The sequence below is a fragment of the Citrobacter sp. MGH104 genome (assembly GCF_001034485.1).
Classification (GTDB): Bacteria; Pseudomonadota; Gammaproteobacteria; order Enterobacterales; family Enterobacteriaceae; genus Citrobacter; species Citrobacter freundii.
Genome location: NZ_KQ089818.1, coordinates 43,215 through 66,066, shown reverse-complemented (window position 1 = coordinate 66,066; position 22,852 = coordinate 43,215). Strand labels below are relative to the sequence as shown.

16 protein-coding genes and 1 pseudogene are annotated in these 22,852 nt (G+C 50.3%); 5 read left to right on the top strand and 12 right to left on the bottom strand.

Annotated elements, in window-relative coordinates; all coding sequences use genetic code 11:
- Window positions 1-17: 17 nt before the first annotated feature.
- The 9 genes from SK34_RS00270 to SK34_RS00230 all read right to left on the bottom strand — a co-directional run bounded on the left by SK34_RS00270 (window position 18) and on the right by SK34_RS00230 (window position 12,625).
- Window positions 18-431: a hypothetical protein gene (locus SK34_RS00270; protein ID WP_048232063.1), complete on the bottom strand. Its 414-nt coding sequence runs from the start codon at window positions 429-431 to the stop codon at window positions 18-20.
- On the bottom strand, window positions 409-2,199 hold the full coding sequence (locus tag SK34_RS24890; RefSeq protein WP_081365516.1) for a PAAR domain-containing protein: 1,791 nt from the start codon (window positions 2,197-2,199) through the stop codon (window positions 409-411). The genes SK34_RS00270 and SK34_RS24890 overlap by 23 nt, the downstream gene beginning before the upstream one ends.
- 555 nt (window positions 2,200-2,754) lie before the next feature.
- Window positions 2,755-3,648 (bottom strand): PhzF family isomerase, encoded by an 894-nt coding sequence (locus SK34_RS00260; protein WP_044702414.1) that lies wholly within the window; start codon window positions 3,646-3,648, stop codon window positions 2,755-2,757.
- 98 nt (window positions 3,649-3,746) lie between these two features.
- Window positions 3,747-4,427 (bottom strand): respiratory nitrate reductase subunit gamma, encoded by a 681-nt coding sequence (narI, locus tag SK34_RS00255; RefSeq protein ID WP_003020109.1) that lies wholly within the window; start codon window positions 4,425-4,427, stop codon window positions 3,747-3,749.
- Complete coding sequence (narW, locus tag SK34_RS00250; RefSeq protein ID WP_032949314.1) at window positions 4,424-5,119, bottom strand: nitrate reductase molybdenum cofactor assembly chaperone; 696 nt, start codon at window positions 5,117-5,119, stop codon at window positions 4,424-4,426. The genes narI and narW overlap by 4 nt, the downstream gene beginning before the upstream one ends.
- Window positions 5,119-6,663 (bottom strand): nitrate reductase subunit beta, encoded by a 1,545-nt coding sequence (narH, locus tag SK34_RS00245; RefSeq protein ID WP_003020103.1) that lies wholly within the window; start codon window positions 6,661-6,663, stop codon window positions 5,119-5,121. Before narH ends, narW begins: the two co-directional genes overlap by 1 nt.
- Entirely contained in the window at window positions 6,660-10,400 is a 3,741-nt protein-coding gene (locus SK34_RS00240; protein WP_048232059.1) for a nitrate reductase subunit alpha, read from the bottom strand. The genes narH and SK34_RS00240 overlap by 4 nt, the downstream gene beginning before the upstream one ends.
- Window positions 10,401-10,449: 49 nt before the next feature.
- Window positions 10,450-11,835 (bottom strand): NarK family nitrate/nitrite MFS transporter, encoded by a 1,386-nt coding sequence (locus SK34_RS00235; protein WP_003020098.1) that lies wholly within the window; start codon window positions 11,833-11,835, stop codon window positions 10,450-10,452.
- A gap of 211 nt (window positions 11,836-12,046) precedes the next feature.
- Window positions 12,047-12,625, bottom strand: coding sequence for a TetR family transcriptional regulator (locus SK34_RS00230; RefSeq protein WP_003020094.1), 579 nt, complete (start codon window positions 12,623-12,625; stop codon window positions 12,047-12,049).
- A gap of 116 nt (window positions 12,626-12,741) precedes the next feature.
- Here SK34_RS00230 and SK34_RS00225 point away from each other — a divergent pair, with 116 nt between their 5' ends.
- The gene (locus SK34_RS00225) at window positions 12,742-14,226 is read left to right on the top strand and encodes an MFS transporter (protein ID WP_003836218.1); all 1,485 of its coding nucleotides are present in this window, start codon (window positions 12,742-12,744) and stop codon (window positions 14,224-14,226) included.
- A 3-nt stretch (window positions 14,227-14,229) separates the two neighbouring features.
- On the opposite strand, the gene SK34_RS00220 is transcribed toward SK34_RS00225, so the two are convergent.
- The 3 genes from SK34_RS00220 to yddG all read right to left on the bottom strand — a co-directional run bounded on the left by SK34_RS00220 (window position 14,230) and on the right by yddG (window position 17,179).
- Entirely contained in the window at window positions 14,230-14,670 is a 441-nt protein-coding gene (locus SK34_RS00220) for a GFA family protein (protein ID WP_003836219.1), read from the bottom strand.
- A gap of 83 nt (window positions 14,671-14,753) precedes the next feature.
- The gene (ompD, locus tag SK34_RS00215) at window positions 14,754-15,836 is read right to left on the bottom strand and encodes a porin OmpD (RefSeq protein WP_003836220.1); all 1,083 of its coding nucleotides are present in this window, start codon (window positions 15,834-15,836) and stop codon (window positions 14,754-14,756) included.
- A 461-nt stretch (window positions 15,837-16,297) separates the two neighbouring features.
- On the bottom strand, window positions 16,298-17,179 hold the full coding sequence (gene yddG / locus SK34_RS00210; RefSeq protein WP_048232057.1) for an aromatic amino acid efflux DMT transporter YddG: 882 nt from the start codon (window positions 17,177-17,179) through the stop codon (window positions 16,298-16,300).
- Window positions 17,180-17,466: 287 nt separating this feature from the next.
- Between yddG and fdnG the strand changes: the two genes are divergently transcribed.
- The 4 genes and pseudogenes from fdnG to SK34_RS00185 form a co-directional block, all read left to right on the top strand.
- Window positions 17,467-20,514 carry a formate dehydrogenase-N subunit alpha gene (fdnG, locus tag SK34_RS00200; RefSeq protein ID WP_096890184.1) on the top strand — a complete coding sequence of 1,016 codons (3,048 nt, stop codon included), beginning with the start codon at window positions 17,467-17,469 and terminating at the stop codon, window positions 20,512-20,514.
- Window positions 20,515-20,527: 13 nt separating this feature from the next.
- Window positions 20,528-21,412 carry a formate dehydrogenase N subunit beta gene (gene fdnH, locus SK34_RS00195; protein WP_003833024.1) on the top strand — a complete coding sequence of 295 codons (885 nt, stop codon included), beginning with the start codon at window positions 20,528-20,530 and terminating at the stop codon, window positions 21,410-21,412.
- On the top strand, window positions 21,405-22,061 hold the full coding sequence (fdnI, locus tag SK34_RS00190) for a formate dehydrogenase-N subunit gamma (RefSeq protein ID WP_003020054.1): 657 nt from the start codon (window positions 21,405-21,407) through the stop codon (window positions 22,059-22,061). The genes fdnH and fdnI overlap by 8 nt, the downstream gene beginning before the upstream one ends.
- Window positions 22,062-22,190: 129 nt before the next feature.
- Window positions 22,191-22,790, top strand: a pseudogene (locus tag SK34_RS00185) (inorganic diphosphatase); the annotation flags it as partial.
- Window positions 22,791-22,852: the final 62 nt, after the last annotated feature.

The window sequence follows — 22,852 nt, the reverse complement described above, 5'->3', positions numbered from 1 at the left end:
GGAGTCCCTTTGAATTATCATTCAAATAATGCGTGTAAAATAAATCCTATTAACATTGGTGGAATCGATATAATCCAAAGAAAACCCTCAATTCTAAATCCAATAGTTAATTTCATTGGTAAGGAATTAATGTAATTATATTGCTCTATTGTCATATCATGATTAGAGAACTTGTTATACGGCAATATTAATGAATCCATAATAAAACCAACTTTTGCATGGTATGACCCTGGTGTTAATATCAGGCTAGCTTCTTTTGCTAATCCTGCCATAATAGGCAATCTATTATACTTTTTAATATATAAATCAACAACTATAGCATAATATTTTTTATTTACCAATGAAATAATAACAATAAATAACATTCCAATCATGGAGAATGTTATTAAATATAAAATAAAGTTTGGATTATTTTTTAAATAATTGCTCATAAATTATATGTTCTCCGAATAATTCACCATAATGTTCAGCACTATCCTCGACAACTTTTGCGGTTCCTATACTTACGCCAACCCCCGTTACAAAGCATAAACTAGCACCTACGGCGCCCACTTCCGTAGTTACTAGCCCAAGAACCCACATGCAGGCACCTCGCGCAGCTAAACCACTGGCCCAACCAACCCCCATACTCGTCCCCTGTTTAAAACCAAACTTACTATATTCAGTAATTGCAGCCTTTTTGCAAGCATCTTCACGGCCTCTGGAACAAGCGTCATATACATTTGCTGAATAACCAGCAAAATCTAAGCCAACACCAATGTATCCTACATTTTTCATTATTTTTATCAATTTGGAAGAATGCTCAATATAATTCGCATATCCTTCAATATTATCGACTCCAGATTGGTTCCACTTATGCATAACAGAAGATGTTGAGAGGCCCAGCGCTTTCTTTATACTGTTATATTCTTCTAAATTTAATTGTGATTTAGAGAACTTATTTAATACAATATCCAATCTTTTAAAAAGCCTCGATCTTTGTCCAAAAAACTCCTCTCCAGATATTTTTCCATTATTATGCGTGTAAGTTTTTTTGTATAGATCTTCAATTTCTTTTAATATGTCATTTATCTCTTCATAGTATCCTTTGCCTATTTCACTTATATATCCAAAACCATCCCCGGCCTTACCTAAATAATCTCCATAAAGCTGATATGAAAATGTATCTACGACGGCTCTGTTATCGTGTAAAAGTTTTGCTTCCTCTATAGTAAGAGGTTCAAGTGCTTTATCAATTTTATCTCGTGCTTTTTGCAGAGTCTGAATCTGCTTTTGATCTTGCTTTTCAGGATCAACAACAATCAATATAGAGCCTGGTTTTTTTTCCATTTCTGGATTTAGCTTGCGGTATAACTCTTTTACTCCTAATGGCGGATTGACTATTAACTCACACTCATATTTCTTAGGTGATGTTTGATCTGGTACTACACAAAAACCAGGTTCTACCGTTTGTCTTGCTTCTGGGGGGCGCTGCTGCCGTACAGGTGGTGTATCAGGTATTGAATTACTGGTACTATTTACTGACTGAAAACTGGACAAAAGGTATTCATCATATCTGTATGTTATATTAAAATGCGGTGTAAACCTGCAATGACATTTGCATGAACCTCTGCTGTGTGCGGAACCTGCAAGGAGACATATTATTTCGGTTTCATAATCTGATAAATCTCGCCCCATCCTTGAGTAAATATCAAATAAATGTTTGGGAATCCTTGTTCGAAAACCTGTGCTAAAATTTGAAGTTAAGAATTTATTTTTCTTTTCTCCAGTAATGATTTTTTTCCGTCCAAGTATTATCCCTCCAGCCGTACCAATAAAATCATCGTGTTCAAATCTTTCATCGAAGTCTCTAAGTGAATCATGCGAGCGTCTATGTAAACCGGTTTCCTCTTGCATTTGTCTGAATATTTCTGAAGAAGGTGTTATTTTTCGACCTTCATGATCAATGTCGTTATCAAATGCACTTTTGAAGGTGTCTCTATATAAAATCCTGCTTGCTTCTATATGTGAGCCATTTGGTACGCCACCCTCAATTTGGTATCGTTGACCATCAAAACCACATATATACTCATCCCCCTCACATGCTATTTTTACTCCTCTAATACGAGGAAGGTCGGAATTTTCTAAAATATAACCACCACAACTTGTTCTATCTCCCGGAGATAATAAAAATCCTTTCTTAGCATCCCAGAAACTCATATGGCAAATCCTTATTTTAAATATCAAGACTAAAGAAAGTATGATATCAAACTATTTGTAATTTAATTATTGTGACTGCCATCGCAAATTATAAAAAAAAGCCTGAATCTTTTTTAAAATAATTCAGGCCTTTTATAACCAGTTTAATTGAAATTCATTAGATAAATGCCTCGTAAACTCTTTTTCTTTTCTATGATGAGATTAATCTCATTAAGCCCGTCATTTGACAGTGGAACCTGTAATGCCTTCTCCCATTTTAACGTGGTTTCACGTTTCTCAATAATATAATCATATCTGTCATAATGTTTTTTCCGATGATTTTATTAGCATGTTGATTAACAATACCTTTTTCATTCTCTGTGAAGTGGAGCGTTCCAGACAAGGTTTTAAATGTTCTCCTTATATCGCGCATTGAGAATACAGATTCTAAATTCTTTTTCGCAAAAATATTTACTGGCTCTGCCCAATAAGAAGAACTTAAGTCTATGGTCGATTTTAAAGTTCGCTTTAGTTTGTCTGTTTTGATTGTAGGCCTTATCCGGCCTACGGGAACAATTAAAAATCTATCGCCCATTCGGCGTGAAACAGGATCACTGCCGAACCGGTAATGGTTACTTTTTCCGGCAGGTTTTCACGGATAGCCACCGTCACATCAACAATACCGTCACGCCCGAGCGCGCGGCCCTGATGCCCCTGAACACGTAGCGTTTTTCCGTCATGCGGCATCAACCCATGTTGAACCAGCCACGCGCCCATTGGACCGTTGGCATTGCCGGTAACCGGATCTTCCACAATACCAATAGCAGGCGAGAACATGCGGCCATCGGTGGCGTTTTCGCCCTTGCGAATTTGAAAAGGGAAGAAACCGTTACAGCCAATTTGCTGGCTGATAGCGGTCAAAGCAGGCAAATCCGGGGAAAGGGCGTCGAGGTCCACCTCAGACTTCAGCGCAATCATTACTTTAGAGTGTCCGGTGGTGGCTACCTGAATGGGTAATCCGGGCAGCATATCGTCTTCGCTCAGGTGCAGTGCATCGATTATCGCGGCACGTACAGCACCTTCCAGCGGAGCTTCGAATCCAGGTACGCCTTGTTCAAGGCTAATGCGATAGTCATTGTCACTCGCTTCAATATCGACCCGATGACGACCAGCGAGCGATGTTTGCCAGACGGTGCTGTTGCCCAGACCCAGCACCTTGGCGCGCACATAATGTGCGGCGACGGTAGCGTGTCCACAGATAGGAACTTCGACCGTCGGGGTGAAATAACGAATGCGAACATCGCTGTCGTCACTGGTCAGCAGGAATGCGGTTTCCGAATGACGCAACTCGCGAGCAATAAGTTGCATCTGTGCTTCGCTTAATCCATCAGCATGCAACACCACTCCCGCTGAATTGCCGCGAAAGGGTACTGAAGTAAAGGCATCGACGTGATAAACCTGTGGTTTCATTAGCGTTCTCCCTGGGATGGAGAAGCATCATAACGTACAAAAAGCGGGATAGCGATCCAGGCCCGGTAAGCGCTAGCGCTACCGGGCAGCAGAGAAAATTAGCGGCGCGAACGCACTATCTGATAACGGCGGGTAAAGTACTCAAACGGCGCACTCCACACGTGGACCAGTCGGGTGAACGGGAACAGCAGGAAAATGGTCATCCCCAGAACCAGATGCACACGGAAAATCCACGCCACGCCATCCAGATGCGCAGACGCACCGCCCTGGAAGGTCACCACCGACTGCGCCCAACCGACCAGTTTTAGCATTTCACTGCCGTCAGGATGCTGTGCAGAGAACGGGATAGTGGTTAAACCTAGAATACATTGAATCAGCAGAACGCAGAGGATCAGAATATCGGCGGTCGAGGAGGTTGCGCGAATGCGCGGGTTAGTCAGCCGGCGCACCAGCAGGCCAGCGCCCCCCACCAGTGTGAGCACGCCACAAAGTCCGCCAGCAATCATCGCCATCTGCTGTTTTACCGCAATCGGCAGGAACCAGGCATACATCCAGTGCGGCGTTAACATGCCAAACAGGTGCCCGAAAAAGATCCCCAGAATGCCGATGTGGAACAAGTTTGACCACAACACCATGCCGCGTTTGTCCAGCATCTGGCTGGAAGACGCGCGCCAGGTGTATTGGCCGTAGTCGTAGCGTAGCCAACTGCCGAGGATAAACACCGTACCGCACAGGTACGGATAGATATCGTAAAAAAAGACGTTCAGGTACTGTATCATTTCGGGCCTCCCGCGCTGACGTCGACATACTGAGGTGCCACGTCCTGGCTAAAGCGTCGTTGATAGTTTTGTAACGGTGAACTGTCACAGGCGGTGGCATTATCTTCGATAAACTTCACCTGTTCCTCTTCCCAGACTGCATCCAGCGCCTGTCGGGTATCGTCGCGCGTTTCCGCGCCAACTTGCTTAGTGACACTGTCACTCGAAAGAGGACTTCCGGCAAGCTGCAACAGGGCATCAAACAGTTGATACCACGGCGTATCGCGCTGTTTTAAGCGCCCGCCAAGCAACGCCAGAATCGGTGCGACGTTCTGCAGTCCTTCTTTGGCCTCCGCTTCCGGTAACACGCTTAAGTACTCAAGATATAAAGGCAGGTGATCCGGCAGTTCGCGACAGTTTAGCTGCAGCCCGACCTTTTCATACTGCGCCAACAAATCAACCATCGCCTGGCCCCGGTCACGGGACTCGGCGTGCACATGCTCAAACAGCAGCAGTGAGGTGGCCCGACCCCGGTCAAAGATTTCGCACCATTCGGCTTGTTTATCCAGTAACGGCGCATTGAGCAGCTCCTGGCTAAAATCACTCAGCGTGGGGGCATCGCTGGCCACAAGCGCCAGCGCGTCGTCTTTACACTCCCATAGCAGCTCGTCGGGGTACTCCATCAGCAGGCCGATAACCTTCAGGATTTGCATTATTCACCCTCCGCTTTATCGCGCACTTCGGTGATGTCGATGGCATCAATACGGCTGCTGTTGAACAGGTTGAATTTGGTGTCGGAACCATGACAACCGTCGCCGAAGGTAAAGCCGCAGCCGTTTTTCTCCGGGAAGGCATCACGCGCCATTTCGCGGTGACTGGTCGGGATCACGAAACGGTCTTCATAGTTGGCGATGGCCAGATAACGATACATCTCCTCGACCTGCTCAACGCTCAGACCCACTTCCTCAATCGCGCGGGTGTCCGTGACGCCTTCTACGGTTTGCGCACGCATATAGTGGCGCATGGCCATCATCCGTTTGAGCGCCCTCAGCACCGGACCGGTATCACCCGCACTGAGCATATTGGCGAGGTACTGAACCGGAATTCGCAGCGACTCAACCGCAGGCAAAATGTTGCCATTGTGCGGCAGTCCGCCCGCGTCGGCGACCGACTGAATCGGTGACAATGGCGGCACATACCAGACCATCGGCAGGGTGCGATACTCCGGGTGCAGCGGTAGCGCCAGCTTCCAGTCCATCGCCATTTTGTAAACCGGCGAGCGCTGAGCTGCTTCGATGACGTTGTGTGGAATACCTTGTTTTAGCGCCTCTTCAATCACCGCCGGATCGTTCGGGTTGAGGAACACATCGCACTGACGCTCGTAGAGATCGGTTTCATGCTCGGTGCTCGCTGCTTCCTCAATACGGTCGGCGTCGTACAGCAATACCCCGAGATAACGGATACGCCCAACGCAGGTTTCTGAACACACCGTCGGCTGGCCGGACTCAATACGCGGGTAGCAGAAAATGCACTTCTCTGACTTACCGCTCTTCCAGTTAAAGTAGATTTTTTTGTACGGACAGCCGCTGATGCACAAGCGCCAACCGCGACATTTGTCCTGGTCGATCAGCACAATGCCGTCTTCTTCACGCTTATAGATAGCACCGCTCGGGCAGGTGGCGACACAGCTTGGATTCAGACAGTGCTCGCACAGGCGCGGTAAATACATCATAAAGGTGTTTTCGAACTGACCGTACATCTCCTTTTGCATCTTCTCGAAGTTACGGTCGCGGGCACGTTTTGAAAATTCGCCGCCAAGCAGTTCTTCCCAGTTTGGACCCCAGATAATCTTGTCCATCCGTTTACCATCTATCAGCGAACGCGGACGCGCGGTGGGCTGATTCTTGCTCTCCGGCGCGCTATGCAGATGCTGATAATCGTAGGTAAACGGTTCATAGTAATCATCGATTTGCGGGATCACCGGGTTGGCGAAAATTTTGGTGATCACGCCCATCTTACCGCCCAGACGCGGTCTTATCTTGCCGTTGACATCGCGAACCCAGCCGCCTTGCCACTCTTCCTGATCTTCCCAGTTTTTCGGATAACCAATCCCCGGTTTAGTCTCGACGTTGTTAAACCACGCATATTCCATCCCTTCACGCCCGGTCCAGACGTTTTTACAGGTGACGGAGCAGGTGTGGCAGCCGATGCACTTATCCAGATTAAGAACCATGCCTACCTGTGAGCGTATTTTCATTTTTTCGCCTCCTGTACCTGATCGCGACCTTCATCATCCAGCCAGTTAATGTTTTTCATTTTTCTAATCATGATGAACTCATCGCGGTTAGAGCCGACCGTCCCGTAATAGTTGAAGCTGTATGCCAGTTGCGCATAGCCGCCGATCATGTGCGTGGGTTTCGGGCAGACGCGGGTGACCGAGTTATGGATCCCGCCACGCATTCCGGTGACTTCCGAGCCTGGGATATTCATGATTCGCTCCTGAGCGTGATACATCATGGTCATTCCCGGCGGCACGCGTTGACTCACCACTGCACGCGCGGTGAGCGCACCGTTGGCGTTGAAGGCTTCAATCCAGTCGTTATCCTCAATGCCCAGCTCTTTGGCATCGGTCTCGCTGATCCAGACAATGGGGCCGCCGCGCGAAAGCGTCAGCATCAGCAGGTTTTCACTGTAGGTAGAGTGGATCCCCCATTTCTGGTGCGGCGTCAGGAAGTTGAGGGCTTTTTCCGGGAAGCCGTTAGGCGGAACCTCGCGCATTTCACTGACGCTGCGGGTATCGATAGGCGGACGATACGCCACCAGACTTTCACCGAATGCTCGCATCCACGCGTGATCTTGGTACAGCTGCTGGCGACCGGACAGGGTACGCCATGGGATCAACTCGTGAACGTTGGTATAGCCTGCGTTATAGGAGACATGTTCGCTTTCAAGGCCGGACCAGGTAGGACTGGAGATGATTTTGCGCGGCTGCGCCTGGATATCGCGAAAACGAATCTTTTCGTCTTCTTTGTTCAACGCCAGATGCGTATGGTCGCGTCCGGTCATCGCCCCCAGCGCTTCCCAGGCTTTCACCGCCACCTGACCGTTGGTTTCCGGCGCCAGGGCGAGGATCACCTCAGAGGCATCCAGCGCGGTGTCAATCAGCGGTCGGCCTTTTGCCGGGCCTTCGCGTTTGGTGTAGTTCAGCTTGCCGAGGAAATCGACTTCCGCCTGGGTATTCCACGCAATGCCTTTCCCACCGTTACCAAGCTTGTCCATAAGCGGACCGAGTGAAGTAAAGCGTTCGTAGGTAGCGGGGTAGTCACGTTCCACAACGGCGATATTTGGTGCCGTTTTCCCCGGAAGGAGATCGCATTCGCCTTTGCGCCAGTCCAGAATGTCAAACGGCTGCGCCAGCTCTGCCGGAGAGTCGTGTTGCAGTGGTTGCAACACCACATCCGTTTCTTGTCCAAGGTGTCCCACACATACCTCGGAGAACACTTTGGCGATGCCTTTATAAATTTCCCAGTCACTCTTCGATTCCCATGCCGGGTCGACCGCCACGGACAACGGGTGAATAAACGGATGCATATCCGAGGTGTTCATATCGTCTTTTTCATACCAGGTAGCGGTTGGCAAAACGATATCGGAGAACAAACAGGTGCTGGACATACGGAAATCGAGCGTGACCAGCAGATCGAGCTTGCCCTCTATCGCCGCGGATTGCCATTCAACCTCTTCAGGTTTAATACCCTCACTTGAACCGAGCGCTTCCCCCTGGATCCCGCTTTCGGTACCCAGTAAATACTTGAGCATGTATTCATGCCCTTTACCTGAGGAACCGAGCAGGTTAGAGCGCCAGACGAAGAGGTTGCGTGGGTGGTTTTTGCCGCTATCCGGCTGCTCGCAGGCAAAACGAATATCACCCGACTTCAGCGCTTGGGCAGTGTATTGCGCAGGAGATAACCCAGCTTGTTCTGCCTTCGCTTTGACGGTCAATGGGTTAAGGTTAAGCTGCGGCGCAGAGGGCAGCCAGCCCATTCGTTCAGCACGTACGTTAAAGTCAATCAAATGTCCGCTAAACTTCGACGCATCGGCCAGCGGAGAGAGGAGTTCTTGCGCGGTGAGTTTTTCATAACGCCACTGACTGGAGTGGTTGTAGAAAAACGAGGTGCTGTTCATCTGACGCGGTGGGCGGTTCCAGTCCAGGGCAAAGGCCAGCGGCAACCAACCGGTTTGCGGACGCAGTTTCTCCTGACCCACATAGTGCGCCCAGCCGCCGCCGCTTTGTCCCACGCAACCACAGAACACCAGGATGTTAATCATCCCGCGGTAGTTCATGTCCATGTGATACCAGTGGTTAACGCCAGCCCCGAGGATGATCATCGAACGGCCATGCGTTTTGTGCGCGGTATCGGCAAACTCACGGGCGATTTGTTCGATATGACGGCGTGGCACGCCGGTAATTTGCTCACCCCAGGCCGGGGTGTAGGCTTTTACTTCGCTGTAATCTTGTGCGCTATGAACATCATCCAGACCACGGTCGAGGCCGTAATTCGCCAGCACTAGATCATAGACGCTCACCACCGGGCAACGGCTACCGTCAGCGAGGGTAAGATATTTTACCGGTAGTTGACGGACCAGCACCGGTTCTTGTTTTACACTGCGAAAATGTGGGTTTTCGTTGCCGCCAAAATAGGGGAATGCCACGCCGGTCACGCCATCATGCTGACCAAGCAGCGAGAGGGAAAGCTCTGTTTCAGCACCAGCCGCCAGGGGTTCCAGGTTCCATTTGCCTTTCTCGCCCCAGCGAAAACCGATAGATCCGTTCGGGACAACCAGTTCGCCTTCGCGGTTGAAAGCCACCGTTTTCCACTCTGGATTGTTGCTTTCGCCGAGACCATCAACAAGGTCTGAGGCGCGCATCATGCGTCCAGGCACGTAGCTGCCATCTTCGCGGGCATCCAGCAGCACCAGCATCGGCATATCGGTATAGCGACGACAGTAATTGAGGAAATAATCGCTGGGATTGTCGAGATGGAACTCTTTCAGGATGACGTGGCCCATCGCCATTGCCAGCGCGCTGTCTGTCCCTTGTTTCGGTGCCAGCCACTGGTCGCACAGTTTGGCGACTTCCGAGTAGTCTGGCGTAATGGCAATTGTCTTGGTGCCTTTGTAGCGAACTTCAGTAAAAAAGTGCGCGTCCGGGGTACGGGTCTGCGGCACGTTAGAGCCCCAGGCGATGATATAGCTGGAGTTATACCAGTCGGCGGATTCAGGAACGTCGGTCTGCTCGCCCCAGGTCATCGGTGACGCGGGCGGTAAGTCGCAGTACCAGTCATAGAAGCTCAGACAGGTTCCACCCAGTAGCGAGAGATAGCGCGTACCTGCGGCATAGGAGACCATCGACATTGCGGGGATGGGAGAGAATCCGGCCACACGATCCGGGCCGTAGGTTTTCACCGTCCAGACGTTGGCAGCAGCAATCAGTTGATTAAGTTCTTTCCAGTTGGAACGGATAAACCCACCGCGCCCGCGTACCTGCTTGTAGCTCTGGCATTTTTGCGGGTCGTTCATAATGGATTCCCAGGCCAGCACCGGATCGGGCTGGCGGGACAGGGCGTCGCGCCACAATTCGATTAAGCGTTTACGCACCAGTGGATATTTCAGGCGGTTAGCGCTGTAGAGATACCACGAGTAACTTGCGCCGCGTGGGCAGCCACGGGGCTCATGATTTGGCAGGTCAGGGCGGGTACGCGGGTAGTCGGTTTGCTGAGTTTCCCAGGTTACCAGCCCGTTTTTGACGTAGATTTTCCAGCTGCATGAGCCGGTACAGTTAACGCCGTGGGTAGAACGCACAATTTTATCGAACTGCCAGCGCTGACGATAGCTGTCTTCCCAGTCCCGGTTGGTGTGCATTACTTGCCCATGCCCCTCGGCAAACGTATCGCCCTTTTGTTTAAAGTAGCGAAAGCGGTCTAACAGTTTACTCATGACATAACTCCTGCTTCGAATAACGTTGCCTACACAGGCCAAAAGATGACTATTTTTTTTGTGATTTACGGCCGTAAACCAGCCAGGTCACCAGCACGCAGACGATGTAGAACACAAGGAATATTTTCATGGCACCTACCGGAGATCCGGTCAGCGCCAGCGATGAACCAAACGCTTTCGGGATAAAGAAGCCCCCGACAGCACCAATTGCGGAGATAAATCCCAGGGCGGCGGCGGTATCGGTTACCGCCTCACGCTGGGCCTGTTCTTCAGTACCACCGTGCAGCTTCACCCGGTAAATGGTGATTTTGCGAAAGATCACCGCAATCATCTGGAAGGTCGAACCGCTTCCCAGACCCGCGGTCAGGAACAAGCCCATAAACACCAGGTAAAACGCGATAAAGCTTCCTTCGCCCGAGCCGGGCAAAGTGAGAAACAGCAGGGCGCTGAACAGTGCCATAAAGATGAAGTTAATTAAGGTGACACGCACACCACCAAACTTGTCAGAGATAACGCCGCCCGCCGATCGCGCAAGCGCACCGATGAAGGGCCCGAAGAACGCCAGTTGCAGAATATTCACGTCAGGGAACTGTGTTTTCGCCAGCATGGCAAAGCCTGCTGAAAAACCGATAAATGAACCGAAGGTGGCGAGATACAGCAGACTTAATAACCACAAATGAAAACGCTTGAGGACCGGTAGTTGGGAGGCAATTGAGGCCTTCGAACTGGCAATGTCGTTCATTCCTATGCCCGCTGCCACGGTCGCTATCAGCAGTAGCGGCACCCAAATCCATGCGGCATTGGCCAGTGACAGTAACGATCCGTCAGCTTGTGGTACGCCCTGCACGCCCAGGAAGGTAAAAATGGGGAGAAAGATCACCAGCGGCGCGATCAACTGCATCACGCTGACACCGAGGTTGCCGAGGCCACCGTTAATGCCTAGTGCGCTACCTTGCTTCGCTTTGGGGAAGAAAAAACTGATATTGCCCATGCTGGAGGCAAAGTTAGCGCCAGCAAACCCACACATCAGCGCAATGATAATAAATACGCCAAACGGAGTAGCAGTATTTTGCACGGCAAAACCGAGCCAGACGCAGGGAATAACCAGAATGACGGTGCTAAAAATGGTCCAGCGTCGCCCCCCAAATATAGGTACCATAAAGGAGTAGGGAACGCGCAATATTGCACCAGAAAGAGAAGGTAATGCCGTTAATAAAAACAGTTGATCGGTGGTAAAATTAAAACCAATTTTATTCAGATTGACAGCAACAGCGCTGAACAACATCCAGACGCAAAACGCAAGCAGCAAGCAACTCACTGATATCCAGAGGTTTCTTCGGGCAATGTGCTTACCTTTGTTTTCCCAGAAGGCAGGATTTTCGGGTTTCCAGTCAGTTAAAAGATAACGATTATTTTTCTCATTTGATGCTGACATATTATTCTCCATGCACATGCCGTTCATGAAAAAGAAATAAACGCATACAGCGCCGCGCGAGTTCTTTTAGAAACTATTGAAAAGTTTTGGGAATATTGACTGAAAGAATAGATAAAAAAGCGCAATAACGCGGCGTGATGAGGGAATTACACGTTGCTTAAGTGTTACCAATTGTAAATATAAAAGATGTATTATTAATTCATCTATAACATCAATTAACTAACTCTAACGTAATCATACGATCCAGGTGGCGTTCGAATGCAGGATCGGCCATTTCCTCAATGCCTAATACATAGATGCCATCCAGACCGCATACCAACGCAATTAAACGCCAGGCCACATCGGCAGCATCCGGGCGTGAAGAAAACTCACCGGCTTTCTGTCCCTGAGAGATGATAGCGGCGGTTTCTTCGTGCCACATCCGCATGGTCAGCAGGTAAGCGCTTTTGATTTCCGGATCTTTATCCGCCAGAACCTGCGCTTCACGCCATAGTTTTATATAGGGTTCGAACCCGCCATCTTCGCTGCCCAGCATGGCATGCAGCCGTTCACGGAAGCTGGCGTTTGCGCTGACCAGTTCGGCATCCAGAAGAGTACGGATCAGTTGCACAAAAGCGAGGGATTTTAACTCGCCGGCAGACGTAAAGTGATGATGCACCTGGCCGGTTGACACCTGAGCTTCCGTGGCAATACGCCGCACCGTCATGGCGGTAAATCCTTCCTCAAGCGCGACGCGCATTGCCGCCTGCAGAATCACTTCCCGACGTTCATCCCGATTTAGATAGCTCATCGTTCCTCCCATATCCGTTTAGCACGCAGTCTAACAAAAAGTTGGACATACGTTCAAATTTCCGTAGGATCGCCGAACCTGGACGTGTGTCCAGTTTCAGTTTTGAAGGGAGTTTTATGTTTCGTCAGTGGTTAACGTTAGTGATTATTGTGCTGGTCTACATCCCTGTTGCGATTGATGCAACGGTGCTGCACGTTGCCGCGCCCACGCTGAGTATGACGCTGGGTGCCAGTGGTAACGAGCTGCTGTGGATCATTGATATTTATTCTCTGGTAATGGCCGGTATGGTGTTGCCCATGGGGGCGCTGGGCGATCGCATTGGCTTTAAACGCTTGCTGCTGTTAGGTGGAGGCTTGTTTGGTCTGGCATCGCTGGCGGCCGCTTTTGCTCATAGCGCCAGCTGGCTGATTGTCACCCGGGCCGTGTTGGCGATTGGCGCGGCGATGATTGTGCCGGCAACGCTTGCGGGGATTCGCGCCACTTTCGCTGAGCAACGGCATCGTAATATGGCGCTCGGCGTCTGGGCCGCGGTTGGTTCCGGCGGTGCGGCGTTTGGCCCACTGGTTGGCGGGATGCTACTGGAGCACTTCTACTGGGGATCAGTATTCTTAATTAATGTACCGATTGTCCTGGTGGTAATGGCCTTAACCGCACGCTTAGTGCCGCGCCAGGCTGGACGTCGCGATCAATCGTTAAATTTTGGTCATGCGATAATGCTGATTGTCGCCATTCTGCTGCTGGTATACAGCGCCAAAACCGCGCTGAAAGGGCATACGGCGACCGTTGCTATCGCTCTGACGCTGTTAACCGGCGCTTTGCTGTTGTGGCAGTTTGTCCGCATCCAGCTTGCGGCAGCCCGCCCGATGATTGATATGCGGTTGTTCACGCATCGCATCATTTTAAGTGGTGTCGTGATGGCGATGACCGCGATGATAACGCTGGTGGGTTTCGAGTTACTGATGGCTCAGGAGCTACAGTTTGTCCACGGCTTAACACCGTATCAGGCAGGGTTGTTCATGCTGCCGGTGATGCTGGCAAGTGGTTTCAGCGGACCGATTGCCGGTATGTTGGTTTCACGTCTGGGATTACGTTGTGTGGCAACGGCGGGCATGGCGCTGAGCGCTGTTAGCTTTTACGGCCTTGCGATGACGGATTTCAGTAGCCAACAGGTACAAGCCTGGATTTTGATGGCTTTGCTCGGCTTCAGCGCCGCCAGTGCGCTTCTGGCTTCAACAGCGGCTATCATGGCAGCAGCACCTGCGGAAAAAGCCGCGGCCGCGGGTGCCATCGAGACAATGGCTTATGAACTGGGAGCCGGACTTGGGATCGCTATCTTTGGTTTGCTGTTGAGCCGTAGCTTTTCTGCATCGATTCTGCCGCCAGCCGGACTTAATCCGCAGGAAATGGAACGTGCCTCATCGTCAATGGGGGAGGCGGTACAACTGGCGCACTCGCTCCCGTCGTCACTGAGTGAGGCATTGCTGACGGCTGCCAGAGAAGCGTTCACCTGGTCACATAGCGTGGCCTTAAGCAGCGCCGGCAGCATGCTTATCGTATTAGCGATAGGAATGTGGTTCAGTCTGGCAAAGGTACAACGTTAATAACTAGTGAGCTAAATGACAGGGGTAATCCATCTCTTCGACTTCTTTCCCACTCAGTCGAGCGTATTGCCCCGTCAATCTCCAGAACGCAGGCTGTGTTTCCGTATAGATTTCTGCCGCTAATATCAGGCGGCGGCGATCTACCTCATTAAGCTCCAGAAGTGTCCACGGAATAAAGTAGCGATCGCTGTCCGTCAACGTAAACCACAGTGGGCATCCGCAGCCGGAACAGAAGAACCGTTCACCACGATTTGAGGAAGGAAAGTGCGAAGGTTCTACCGATTCTGGTGACATCAGCGGGTGAGCGCTGGCTTCCAGATACATGGCGATGCCGCCAGACCATTTCTGACACAGCGTACAATGGCAGGCATAGACATCCAGCATTTCGACGTCGACGGTAAAATGACTCTGTCCGCAAAGACAACGACCAGTGAATGTCTGCACGGCATACTCCTTATGACCGAGTCTACATCAAGAGAAAAAGCCAGCCCTTGAAGGACTGGCTTTGTATTCTGACTACAACAAAATTAGAACTGATAGTTCAGACCAACAGCCACGATGTTGTCAGTTGACACTTTCGCTGCATTGGTGAAGTTGTTGTCATCCAGCAGGTTGATTTTGTAATCAACGAAGGTGGACATGTTTTTGTTGAAGTAGTAAGTAGCACCCAGGTCTACGTATTCAACCAGATCCTGGTCGCCGTAACCGTTGATGTCTTTACCTTTGGATTTCAGGTAAGCAACGGACGGACGCAGACCGAAGTCGAACTGGTACTGAGCAACTACTTCAAAGTTTTGTGCTTTATCTGCAATACCAGTAACACCGGAGCCACCATAGGTGGTCATGTTGCGGGTTTCAGAGTAGGTGGTTGCCAGGTAGATGTTGTTCGCATCATATTTCAGACCAGCGGCCCATACTTCAGCGTTTTTACCGGAAGCCATGAAACCGCCGTTACCGACAGACTGTTTGTCGGTACGGTCAGATTTCGCATAGGTAGCACCTACGCCAAAGCCTTCATACTCATAAGTGGTAGACAGACCGAAGCCGTCACCGTTAGCTTCTTTCAGGTTGTCACGGTCATTTTTGCCCTGGTACTGAGCAGCAAAGTTCAGACCTTCAACCAGACCGAAGAAGTCGGTGTTACGGTAGGTTGCAACGCCAGTAGTACGGCCAGTCATGAATACGTCAGTCTGGGTCCAGGTATCACCACCGAACTCAGGCAGGACGTCGGTCCATGCGCCGATGTCGTAGGCCACGCCGTAGTTACGACCGTAGTCGAAAGAACCGTATTCAGCGAATTTCAGACCAGCGAATGCCAGACGAGTTTTGTCTGCTTCAGAGCCCTGGGATTCAGAACGGTTGCCTTTGAATTCATATTCCCACTGACCAAAACCAACCAGCTGGTCATTGATCTGAGTTTCACCTTTGAAGCCCAGACGCGCGTAGGTTTTGTCGCCATCGCTGCCGTTGTCGTCAGAGAAGTAGTGCTGAGCGTGAACTTTTCCGTAGATATCCAGTTTGTTTGCGTCTTTGTTATATACCTCAGCTGCGTTTACCGCACCTGCCGCCAACAGGCTAGTCACTGCCACTGCAACTAATTTAAGTTTCATTCTAAATAATCCTTATAATTTTTTCTTGGTGTGTTTCCTAAACCATTGCTAAACGAAGGGGTTCGTCAATGGCAAACTATTTTTAAATGACGCAGTGGTATAAGTTCAATAATAAGTTTCATAATATTGCGAAATATTTGAAGTTGTGTGATCCAGATCTACATAATACGGTTGATTGTATTAATCTTTATATGTGACAAATCTGAATGGGTATATTTACGTAGGGGACTATTGTCAGGGCTATGATTTAAATGGCGTTAGTTTCGCATGTGTAATATATGCATGTGAAGGGATATAGATAACCGCATAATATTTTCGTGCGTTAACCAATTACCATATATTTAACATTTAATTAAACAAATGCAAACATAAATCGCAAGTGGAATGAACAATTATTATTCATCAATTTGTCTAAAGTATAGCCGGGTTTTATTTGTTTGTGATAAAACCCGGCTTTTTTTTCAGGCGCGGCGCGTTGCCAGCCAACAAAGTAGCGATCCCGCGCAAACCATCAGTGCGCCCTGCCAGAAAGATAGCGAAAGCGGTGCACTGAGTAACACAGCAGCCAGTGCAGAAGAGAGCACAGGGGTAAAATAGGATCCTACGGCCATGATGGTCACGTTGCCATGCAAAATGCCAATATTCCACGCCGCATAGGCAAATCCTAACGTTAATGCCGCTGAGAACATTTTAATAGTCACCGTAGTGCTGAAAATCATTTCTGGTTGCGGAGTCATAAAATAGTAAATCCACAAACTTGCGGCTGTTAGTAAAACGAACACGGTGATGCCGTTAAAGCCTTTTGCATATTTATTGGTCACCGTGCAATACGTTGCCCAGATAAAAGCGCCGAGAAAGGCGAGAAAATAGCTCAGCGGACTGCTGGCAACATTGCTGATAATTTCATCAAGGTTAAGACCGTTTTCACCACCCAATACCCAACAAACCCCGGTCAATGCGATAATTAATCCAGGGATTACCAACCAGGTTGTTTTTTGACCATTAAATAAAATAGCAAACAATATTGTCAAACTTGGCCAGAGATAATTGACCATACCGACTTCAATAGCCTGGTGACGAGTAGCCGCATAACCGAGAGCCAGCGCTAAACATATTTCATAGGTAACAAAAAGCACGCTACCAGCGATTAAATAACGCACAGGAATTTTTCTGATATTCGGAAAGCCGACGGTAAATATCAGCAACAGACCACTTAAGGAAAAAATCATTGCTGCGCCGCCCGCAGGACCCAGTCCTTCACTTACCCCACGCATGAGTCCGACCATCGTACTCCAGAGCACGATGGCAATGAGCCCAATTAACGTTGCCTTTTGTTTTGTCATTCTGATTGTCTGTCCATGGTACTGGCAAAAATTTAAGCTGAAATTTATAGCACTTTTATACCGTAGCGCGCTAATTAATTGCCTTTCCCATACTCCCTTATGGGTACAAGGGTTAAACAAAGTGCACTATTTAGTAGCGGAACCGTTTCGTTATTGATTTGACGCAAAAAAAATATGGATATAGCTGATAGTTTCGTCGCGAAGTTGTACATGGCATCTTTCAGACTGCCGCGCTGGCGCAATTTGAGAGATTTCCTGTACGAACCCCTGCAAAAAAGAGGAAAGCAATGGACGTCAGCCGCAGACAATTTTTTAAAATCTGCGCGGGCGGTATGGCGGGAACAACAGTGGCCGCTTTGGGTTTTGCACCCAAAATGGCACTGGCTCAGGCGCGAAACTATAAGCTGTTACGCGCCAAAGAGATCCGAAACACCTGCACATACTGTTCCGTAGGTTGCGGGCTATTAATGTATAGCCTGGGAGATGGAGCAAAAAACGCCAAAGAGTCGATTTACCATATTGAAGGGGATCCGGATCATCCGGTGAGCCGCGGGGCATTATGTCCTAAGGGCGCAGGATTACTGGATTACGTGCACAGTGAAAACCGTCTGCGTTACCCGGAATATCGCGCCCCTGGTTCCGACAAATGGCAGCGTATCAGCTGGGATGAAGCATTCACCCGTATCGCGAAGCTGATGAAAACTGACCGTGACGCCAACTTTATCGAGAAGAATGAGCAGGGCGTAACGGTAAACCGCTGGCTTTCAACTGGGATGTTGTGTGCATCGGCGGCAAGTAATGAAACCGGTATGCTGACGCAAAAATTTGTGCGCTCACTCGGCATGCTGGCAGTAGACAACCAGGCGCGCGTCTGACACGGACCAACGGTAGCAAGTCTTGCTCCAACATTTGGTCGCGGTGCGATGACCAACCACTGGGTTGATATTAAAAATGCTAACGTCGTGATGGTGATGGGCGGTAACGCCGCTGAAGCACATCCGGTGGGATTCCGCTGGGCGATGGAAGCAAAAAACAACAATGATGCCACGCTGATTGTTGTTGACCCTCGTTTTACACGTACAGCTTCGGTGGCGGATATCTATGCGCCAATTCGTTCCGGCACGGACATTACGTTCCTGTCCGGCGTCTTGCTGTACCTGATTGAAAACAACAAAATCAACGCTGAATACGTTAAGCATTACACCAACGCCAGCCTGCTGGTGCGGGATGACTTTGCTTTCGAAGACGGTCTGTTCAGCGGTTATGACGCAAACAAACGCCAATATGATAAATCGTCCTGGAACTACCAGTTCGATGAAAACGGCTACGCGAAACGCGATGAAACGTTAAGCCATCCTCGCTGTGTCTGGAACCTGCTAAAACAGCACGTTTCCCGCTACACGCCGGATGTGGTGGAAAACATTTGTGGTACGCCGAAAGAAGACTTCCTGAAAGTCTGCGAAGTGCTGGCTTCCACCAGCGCAGCGGATCGCACCACCACGTTCCTGTACGCGCTGGGTTGGACTCAGCATACCGTCGGGGCGCAGAACATCCGCACCATGGCGATGATCCAGTTGCTGCTCGGCAACATGGGGATGGCAGGTGGCGGTGTCAACGCCTTGCGCGGTCACTCCAACATTCAAGGGTTAACCGACTTAGGTCTGCTCTCTACCAGCCTGCCGGGCTACCTGACGCTGCCGTCAGAGAAACAGACAGATCTGCAAACCTATCTGGCCGCGAACACGCCAAAAGCGACATTGGCCGATCAGGTTAACTACTGGGGCAACTATCCGAAGTTCTTCGTCAGCTTGATGAAATCTTTCTACGGCAATGCTGCACAGAAAGAAAACGACTGGGGCTTTGAGTGGCTGCCGAAGTGGGATCAGTCCTACGACGTCATCAAATACTTCAACATGATGGATAGCGGGAAAGTCACCGGCTACATCTGTCAGGGCTTTAACCCTGTTGCGTCCTTCCCGGACAAAAACAAAGTGGTGCAGAGCCTCAGCAAACTGAAGTATCTGGTGGTTATCGATCCGCTGGTGACCGAAACCTCAACGTTCTGGCAGAACCACGGCGAGTCAAACGACGTTGATCCTGCGTCGATTCAGACCGAAGTCTTCCGTTTGCCTTCTACCTGCTTTGCGGAAGAGGACGGCTCCATCGCCAACTCCGGCCGTTGGCTGCAGTGGCACTGGAAAGGTCAGGACGCACCGGGCGAAGCCCGCAACGACGGCGAAATTCTGGCCGGTATTTACCACCGTCTGCGAGACATGTATCGCACTGAAGGCGGTAAAGCTGTAGAACCCGTTCTGAAAATGAGCTGGAACTATAAGCAGCCGGACGAACCGCATTCAGAGGAAGTGGCGAAAGAGAACAACGGCTATGCGCTGGAAGATCTCTATGATGCCAACGGTGTACTGGTTGCGAAGAAAGGTCAGTTGCTCAACAGCTTTGCGTTGCTGCGCGATGATGGTTCTACGTCATCATCCTGCTGGATTTATACCGGTAGCTGGACCGAGCAGGGCAACCAGATGGCCAATCGCGATAACGCCGATCCGTCAGGTCTGGGTAATACGCTGGGCTGGGCCTGGGCATGGCCGCTGAACCGTCGCGTGCTGTATAACCGCGCTTCGGCGGATCCACAGGGTAAACCGTGGGATCCAAAACGCATGCTTATCCAGTGGAACGGTACGAAGTGGACGGGTAACGATATCCCGGACTTCAATACCGCGGCACCGGGCAGTGGCACCAATCCATTTATCATGCAGCCGGAAGGGCTGGGGCGTCTGTTTGCTATCGATAAGATGGCGGAAGGTCCGTTCCCGGAACACTACGAGCCGATGGAAACGCCGCTGGGTACTAACCCGCTGCACCCGAATGTGATCTCCAACCCGGCAGCGCGTCTGTACGAGGCGGATAAACTCCGTATGGGCACGAAACAGGACTTCCCGTACGTCGGGACGACCTATCGTCTGACCGAACATTTCCATACCTGGACCAAGCACGCATTGCTGAATGCGATTGCCCAGCCAGAGCAGTTTGTGGAAATCAGCGAAACGCTGGCGGCAGCGAAAGGGATCAACAACGGCGATCACGTGAAAGTTAGCAGTAAACGTGGATTTATTCGCGCAGTTGCCGTGGTGACCCGTCGTCTGCGTACCCTGAACGTCAACGGTCAGCAGGTTGAAACGGTTGGGATCCCAATCCACTGGGGCTTTGAAGGAGTCGCGCGTAAAGGCTTTATCGCCAACACCCTGACGCCGAATGTCGGTGATGCAAACTCGCAAACGCCGGAATACAAAGCGTTTTTAGTTAACATCGAGAAGGCGTAAGGGAGGCGAACATATGTCTATGGAAACGCAGGACATCATCAAACGGTCCGCAACAAACTCCATCACGCCGCCGCCTCAGGCCCGTGATTACAAAGCCGAGGTCGCGAAGCTGATCGACGTTTCCACCTGTATAGGCTGTAAGGCCTGTCAGGTGGCATGCTCAGAGTGGAACGATATCCGCGATGAAGTTGGCCACTGCGTCGGGGTGTATGACAACCCCGCCGATCTCAGCGCCAAGTCCTGGACGGTGATGCGGTTTACCGAAACCGAACAGAACGGCAAGCTGGAATGGCTGATTCGTAAAGACGGCTGTATGCACTGTGAAGATCCGGGCTGCCTGAAGGCATGCCCGTCTGCCGGGGCAATCATCCAGTACGCCAACGGGATTGTCGATTTCCAGTCAGAACACTGTATTGGCTGCGGCTACTGTATTGCCGGGTGTCCATTTAATATTCCGCGCCTCAATAAAGAGGATAACCGTGTGTATAAATGTACGCTGTGTGTCGACCGGGTCAGCGTCGGGCAGGAACCTGCCTGCGTGAAGACCTGTCCGACCGGGGCAATACATTTCGGCACCAAGCAGGAAATGCTGGAAATGGGCGAACAGCGTGTGGCAAAACTGAAAGCACGCGGTTTCGAACACGCCGGTCTCTACAACCCGGAAGGTGTGGGTGGTACGCACGTTATGTACGTTCTGCATCATGCCAACCAGCCGGAGCTGTATCACGGCCTGCCGAAAGATCCGCAGATCGATACCTCTATCAATCTGTGGAAAGGGGCGCTGAAACCGCTGGCCGCTGCCGGATTTATCGCCACCTTCGCCGGGCTGATTTACCACTACATTGGTATCGGTCCGAATAAGGAAGTGGACGACGACGAGGAGGATCATCATGAGTAAGTCGAAAATGATTGTGCGCACGAAGTTTATCGACCGCGCCTGTCACTGGACGGTGGTGATCTGCTTCTTCCTGGTGGCGCTGTCGGGGATTTCGTTCTTCTTCCCGACTCTGCAATGGCTGACGCAAACCTTCGGTACGCCGCAGATGGGACGCATTTTGCACCCGTTCTTCGGCATACTGATCTTCGTCGCGCTAATGTTCATGTTTGTGCGCTTTGTGCACCACAACATCCCGGATAAAAAAGATATTCCGTGGCTGAAAAACATTGTGGAAGTGCTGAAAGGCAATGAACACAAAGTGGCGGATGTGGGCAAGTACAACGCCGGGCAGAAAATGATGTTCTGGTCGATCATGAGCATGATTTTCGTGCTGCTGATTACCGGTATTATTATCTGGCGTCCATACTTTGCACAGTTCTTCCCAATGCAGGTCGTGCGCTATAGCCTGCTGATCCATGCGGCGGCGGGGATTATCCTGATGCACGCCATCCTCATCCATATGTATATGGCATTCTGGGTGAAAGGTTCGATTAAAGGCATGGTTGAAGGGAAGGTGAGCCGTCGCTGGGCGAAGAAACATCACCCACGTTGGTATCGCGAAGTTGAAAGACAAGAAGCGAAAAAAGAGAGCGAGGAAGGGGTTAACTAATCCCTGATGTTCCCTCTACGCAATGGCGCTACATCGGTAGCGCCATTTTTTTGCCAAAAAAACGTCATGTTTCTGTCATATGCTGAACGTAAGGTGTTGTCTTTCCAATAATAGAAGAGTTAAAAGACAATGCATCTGGTGAAAAAACTACTCGCAATCAGCGTGTTTCTTTGTGCTTCAGCTCAGGCGCAGAACATCCTCGAATTTCCTCAGCCGGAGAATAACCCGGAAGAGTTTTATGCCGTAACCGAAATCCCGGCAGGTGGAATGATTAAATATGAAACCGACGCCAAAACCGGGTTTATCGTTGCCGATCGCTTCCAGTCAATGCCGGTTGCCTATCCCGCCAATACGGTTCACTAACCCAGTCTTTAGCCGGTGACGGCGACCCGCTGGATGTTATCTTTTATACTCGTGCGCCGCTGGCCCCGGGGACGTTGATTAAGCTGCGCGCAATAGGCGTCCTGAAGATGATCGACGGCGGTGAAAAGGACGACAAAATTGTCGCCGTGCCGGCCAGTAAAATTGACCCCACTTATGACAACATCAAAGAATTGAGCGATCTGCCCAATATTGAAGTTCAACGTCTGGAATCTTTCTTCCGCGTGTACAAAGATCTGCCGGAAGGGCGCAAGAAGGTCGAATTAAACGGTTTCAACGACGCCGCTACGGCAAAGCAAGAGATCAAACAGGCCTGGGATGCCTGGAAAGAGAAAAAACCGCAGCAATAAATGGTATGCCGGATGGCAGGCCTACACGCGCATTTTGCTGGTGTAGGCCGGATAAGCTTG

Excerpts from the sequence above, each read along its gene's own strand:
- SK34_RS00270 (WP_048232063.1), bottom strand. The coding sequence starts at position 431 with ATGAGCAATTATTTAAAAAATAATCCAAACTTTATTTTATATTTAATA.
- SK34_RS24890 (WP_081365516.1), bottom strand. The coding sequence starts at position 2,199 with ATGAGTTTCTGGGATGCTAAGAAAGGATTTTTATTATCTCCGGGAGAT.
- SK34_RS00260 (WP_044702414.1), bottom strand. The coding sequence starts at position 3,648 with ATGAAACCACAGGTTTATCACGTCGATGCCTTTACTTCAGTACCCTTT.
- narI (WP_003020109.1), bottom strand. The coding sequence starts at position 4,427 with ATGATACAGTACCTGAACGTCTTTTTTTACGATATCTATCCGTACCTG.
- narW (WP_032949314.1), bottom strand. The coding sequence starts at position 5,119 with ATGCAAATCCTGAAGGTTATCGGCCTGCTGATGGAGTACCCCGACGAG.
- narH (WP_003020103.1), bottom strand. The coding sequence starts at position 6,663 with ATGAAAATACGCTCACAGGTAGGCATGGTTCTTAATCTGGATAAGTGC.
- SK34_RS00240 (WP_048232059.1), bottom strand. The coding sequence starts at position 10,400 with ATGAGTAAACTGTTAGACCGCTTTCGCTACTTTAAACAAAAGGGCGAT.
- SK34_RS00235 (WP_003020098.1), bottom strand. The coding sequence starts at position 11,835 with ATGTCAGCATCAAATGAGAAAAATAATCGTTATCTTTTAACTGACTGG.
- SK34_RS00230 (WP_003020094.1), bottom strand. The coding sequence starts at position 12,625 with ATGAGCTATCTAAATCGGGATGAACGTCGGGAAGTGATTCTGCAGGCG.
- SK34_RS00225 (WP_003836218.1), top strand. The coding sequence starts at position 12,742 with ATGTTTCGTCAGTGGTTAACGTTAGTGATTATTGTGCTGGTCTACATC.
- ompD (WP_003836220.1), bottom strand. The coding sequence starts at position 15,836 with ATGAAACTTAAATTAGTTGCAGTGGCAGTGACTAGCCTGTTGGCGGCA.
- yddG (WP_048232057.1), bottom strand. The coding sequence starts at position 17,179 with ATGACAAAACAAAAGGCAACGTTAATTGGGCTCATTGCCATCGTGCTC.
- fdnH (WP_003833024.1), top strand. The coding sequence starts at position 20,528 with ATGTCTATGGAAACGCAGGACATCATCAAACGGTCCGCAACAAACTCC.
- fdnI (WP_003020054.1), top strand. The coding sequence starts at position 21,405 with ATGAGTAAGTCGAAAATGATTGTGCGCACGAAGTTTATCGACCGCGCC.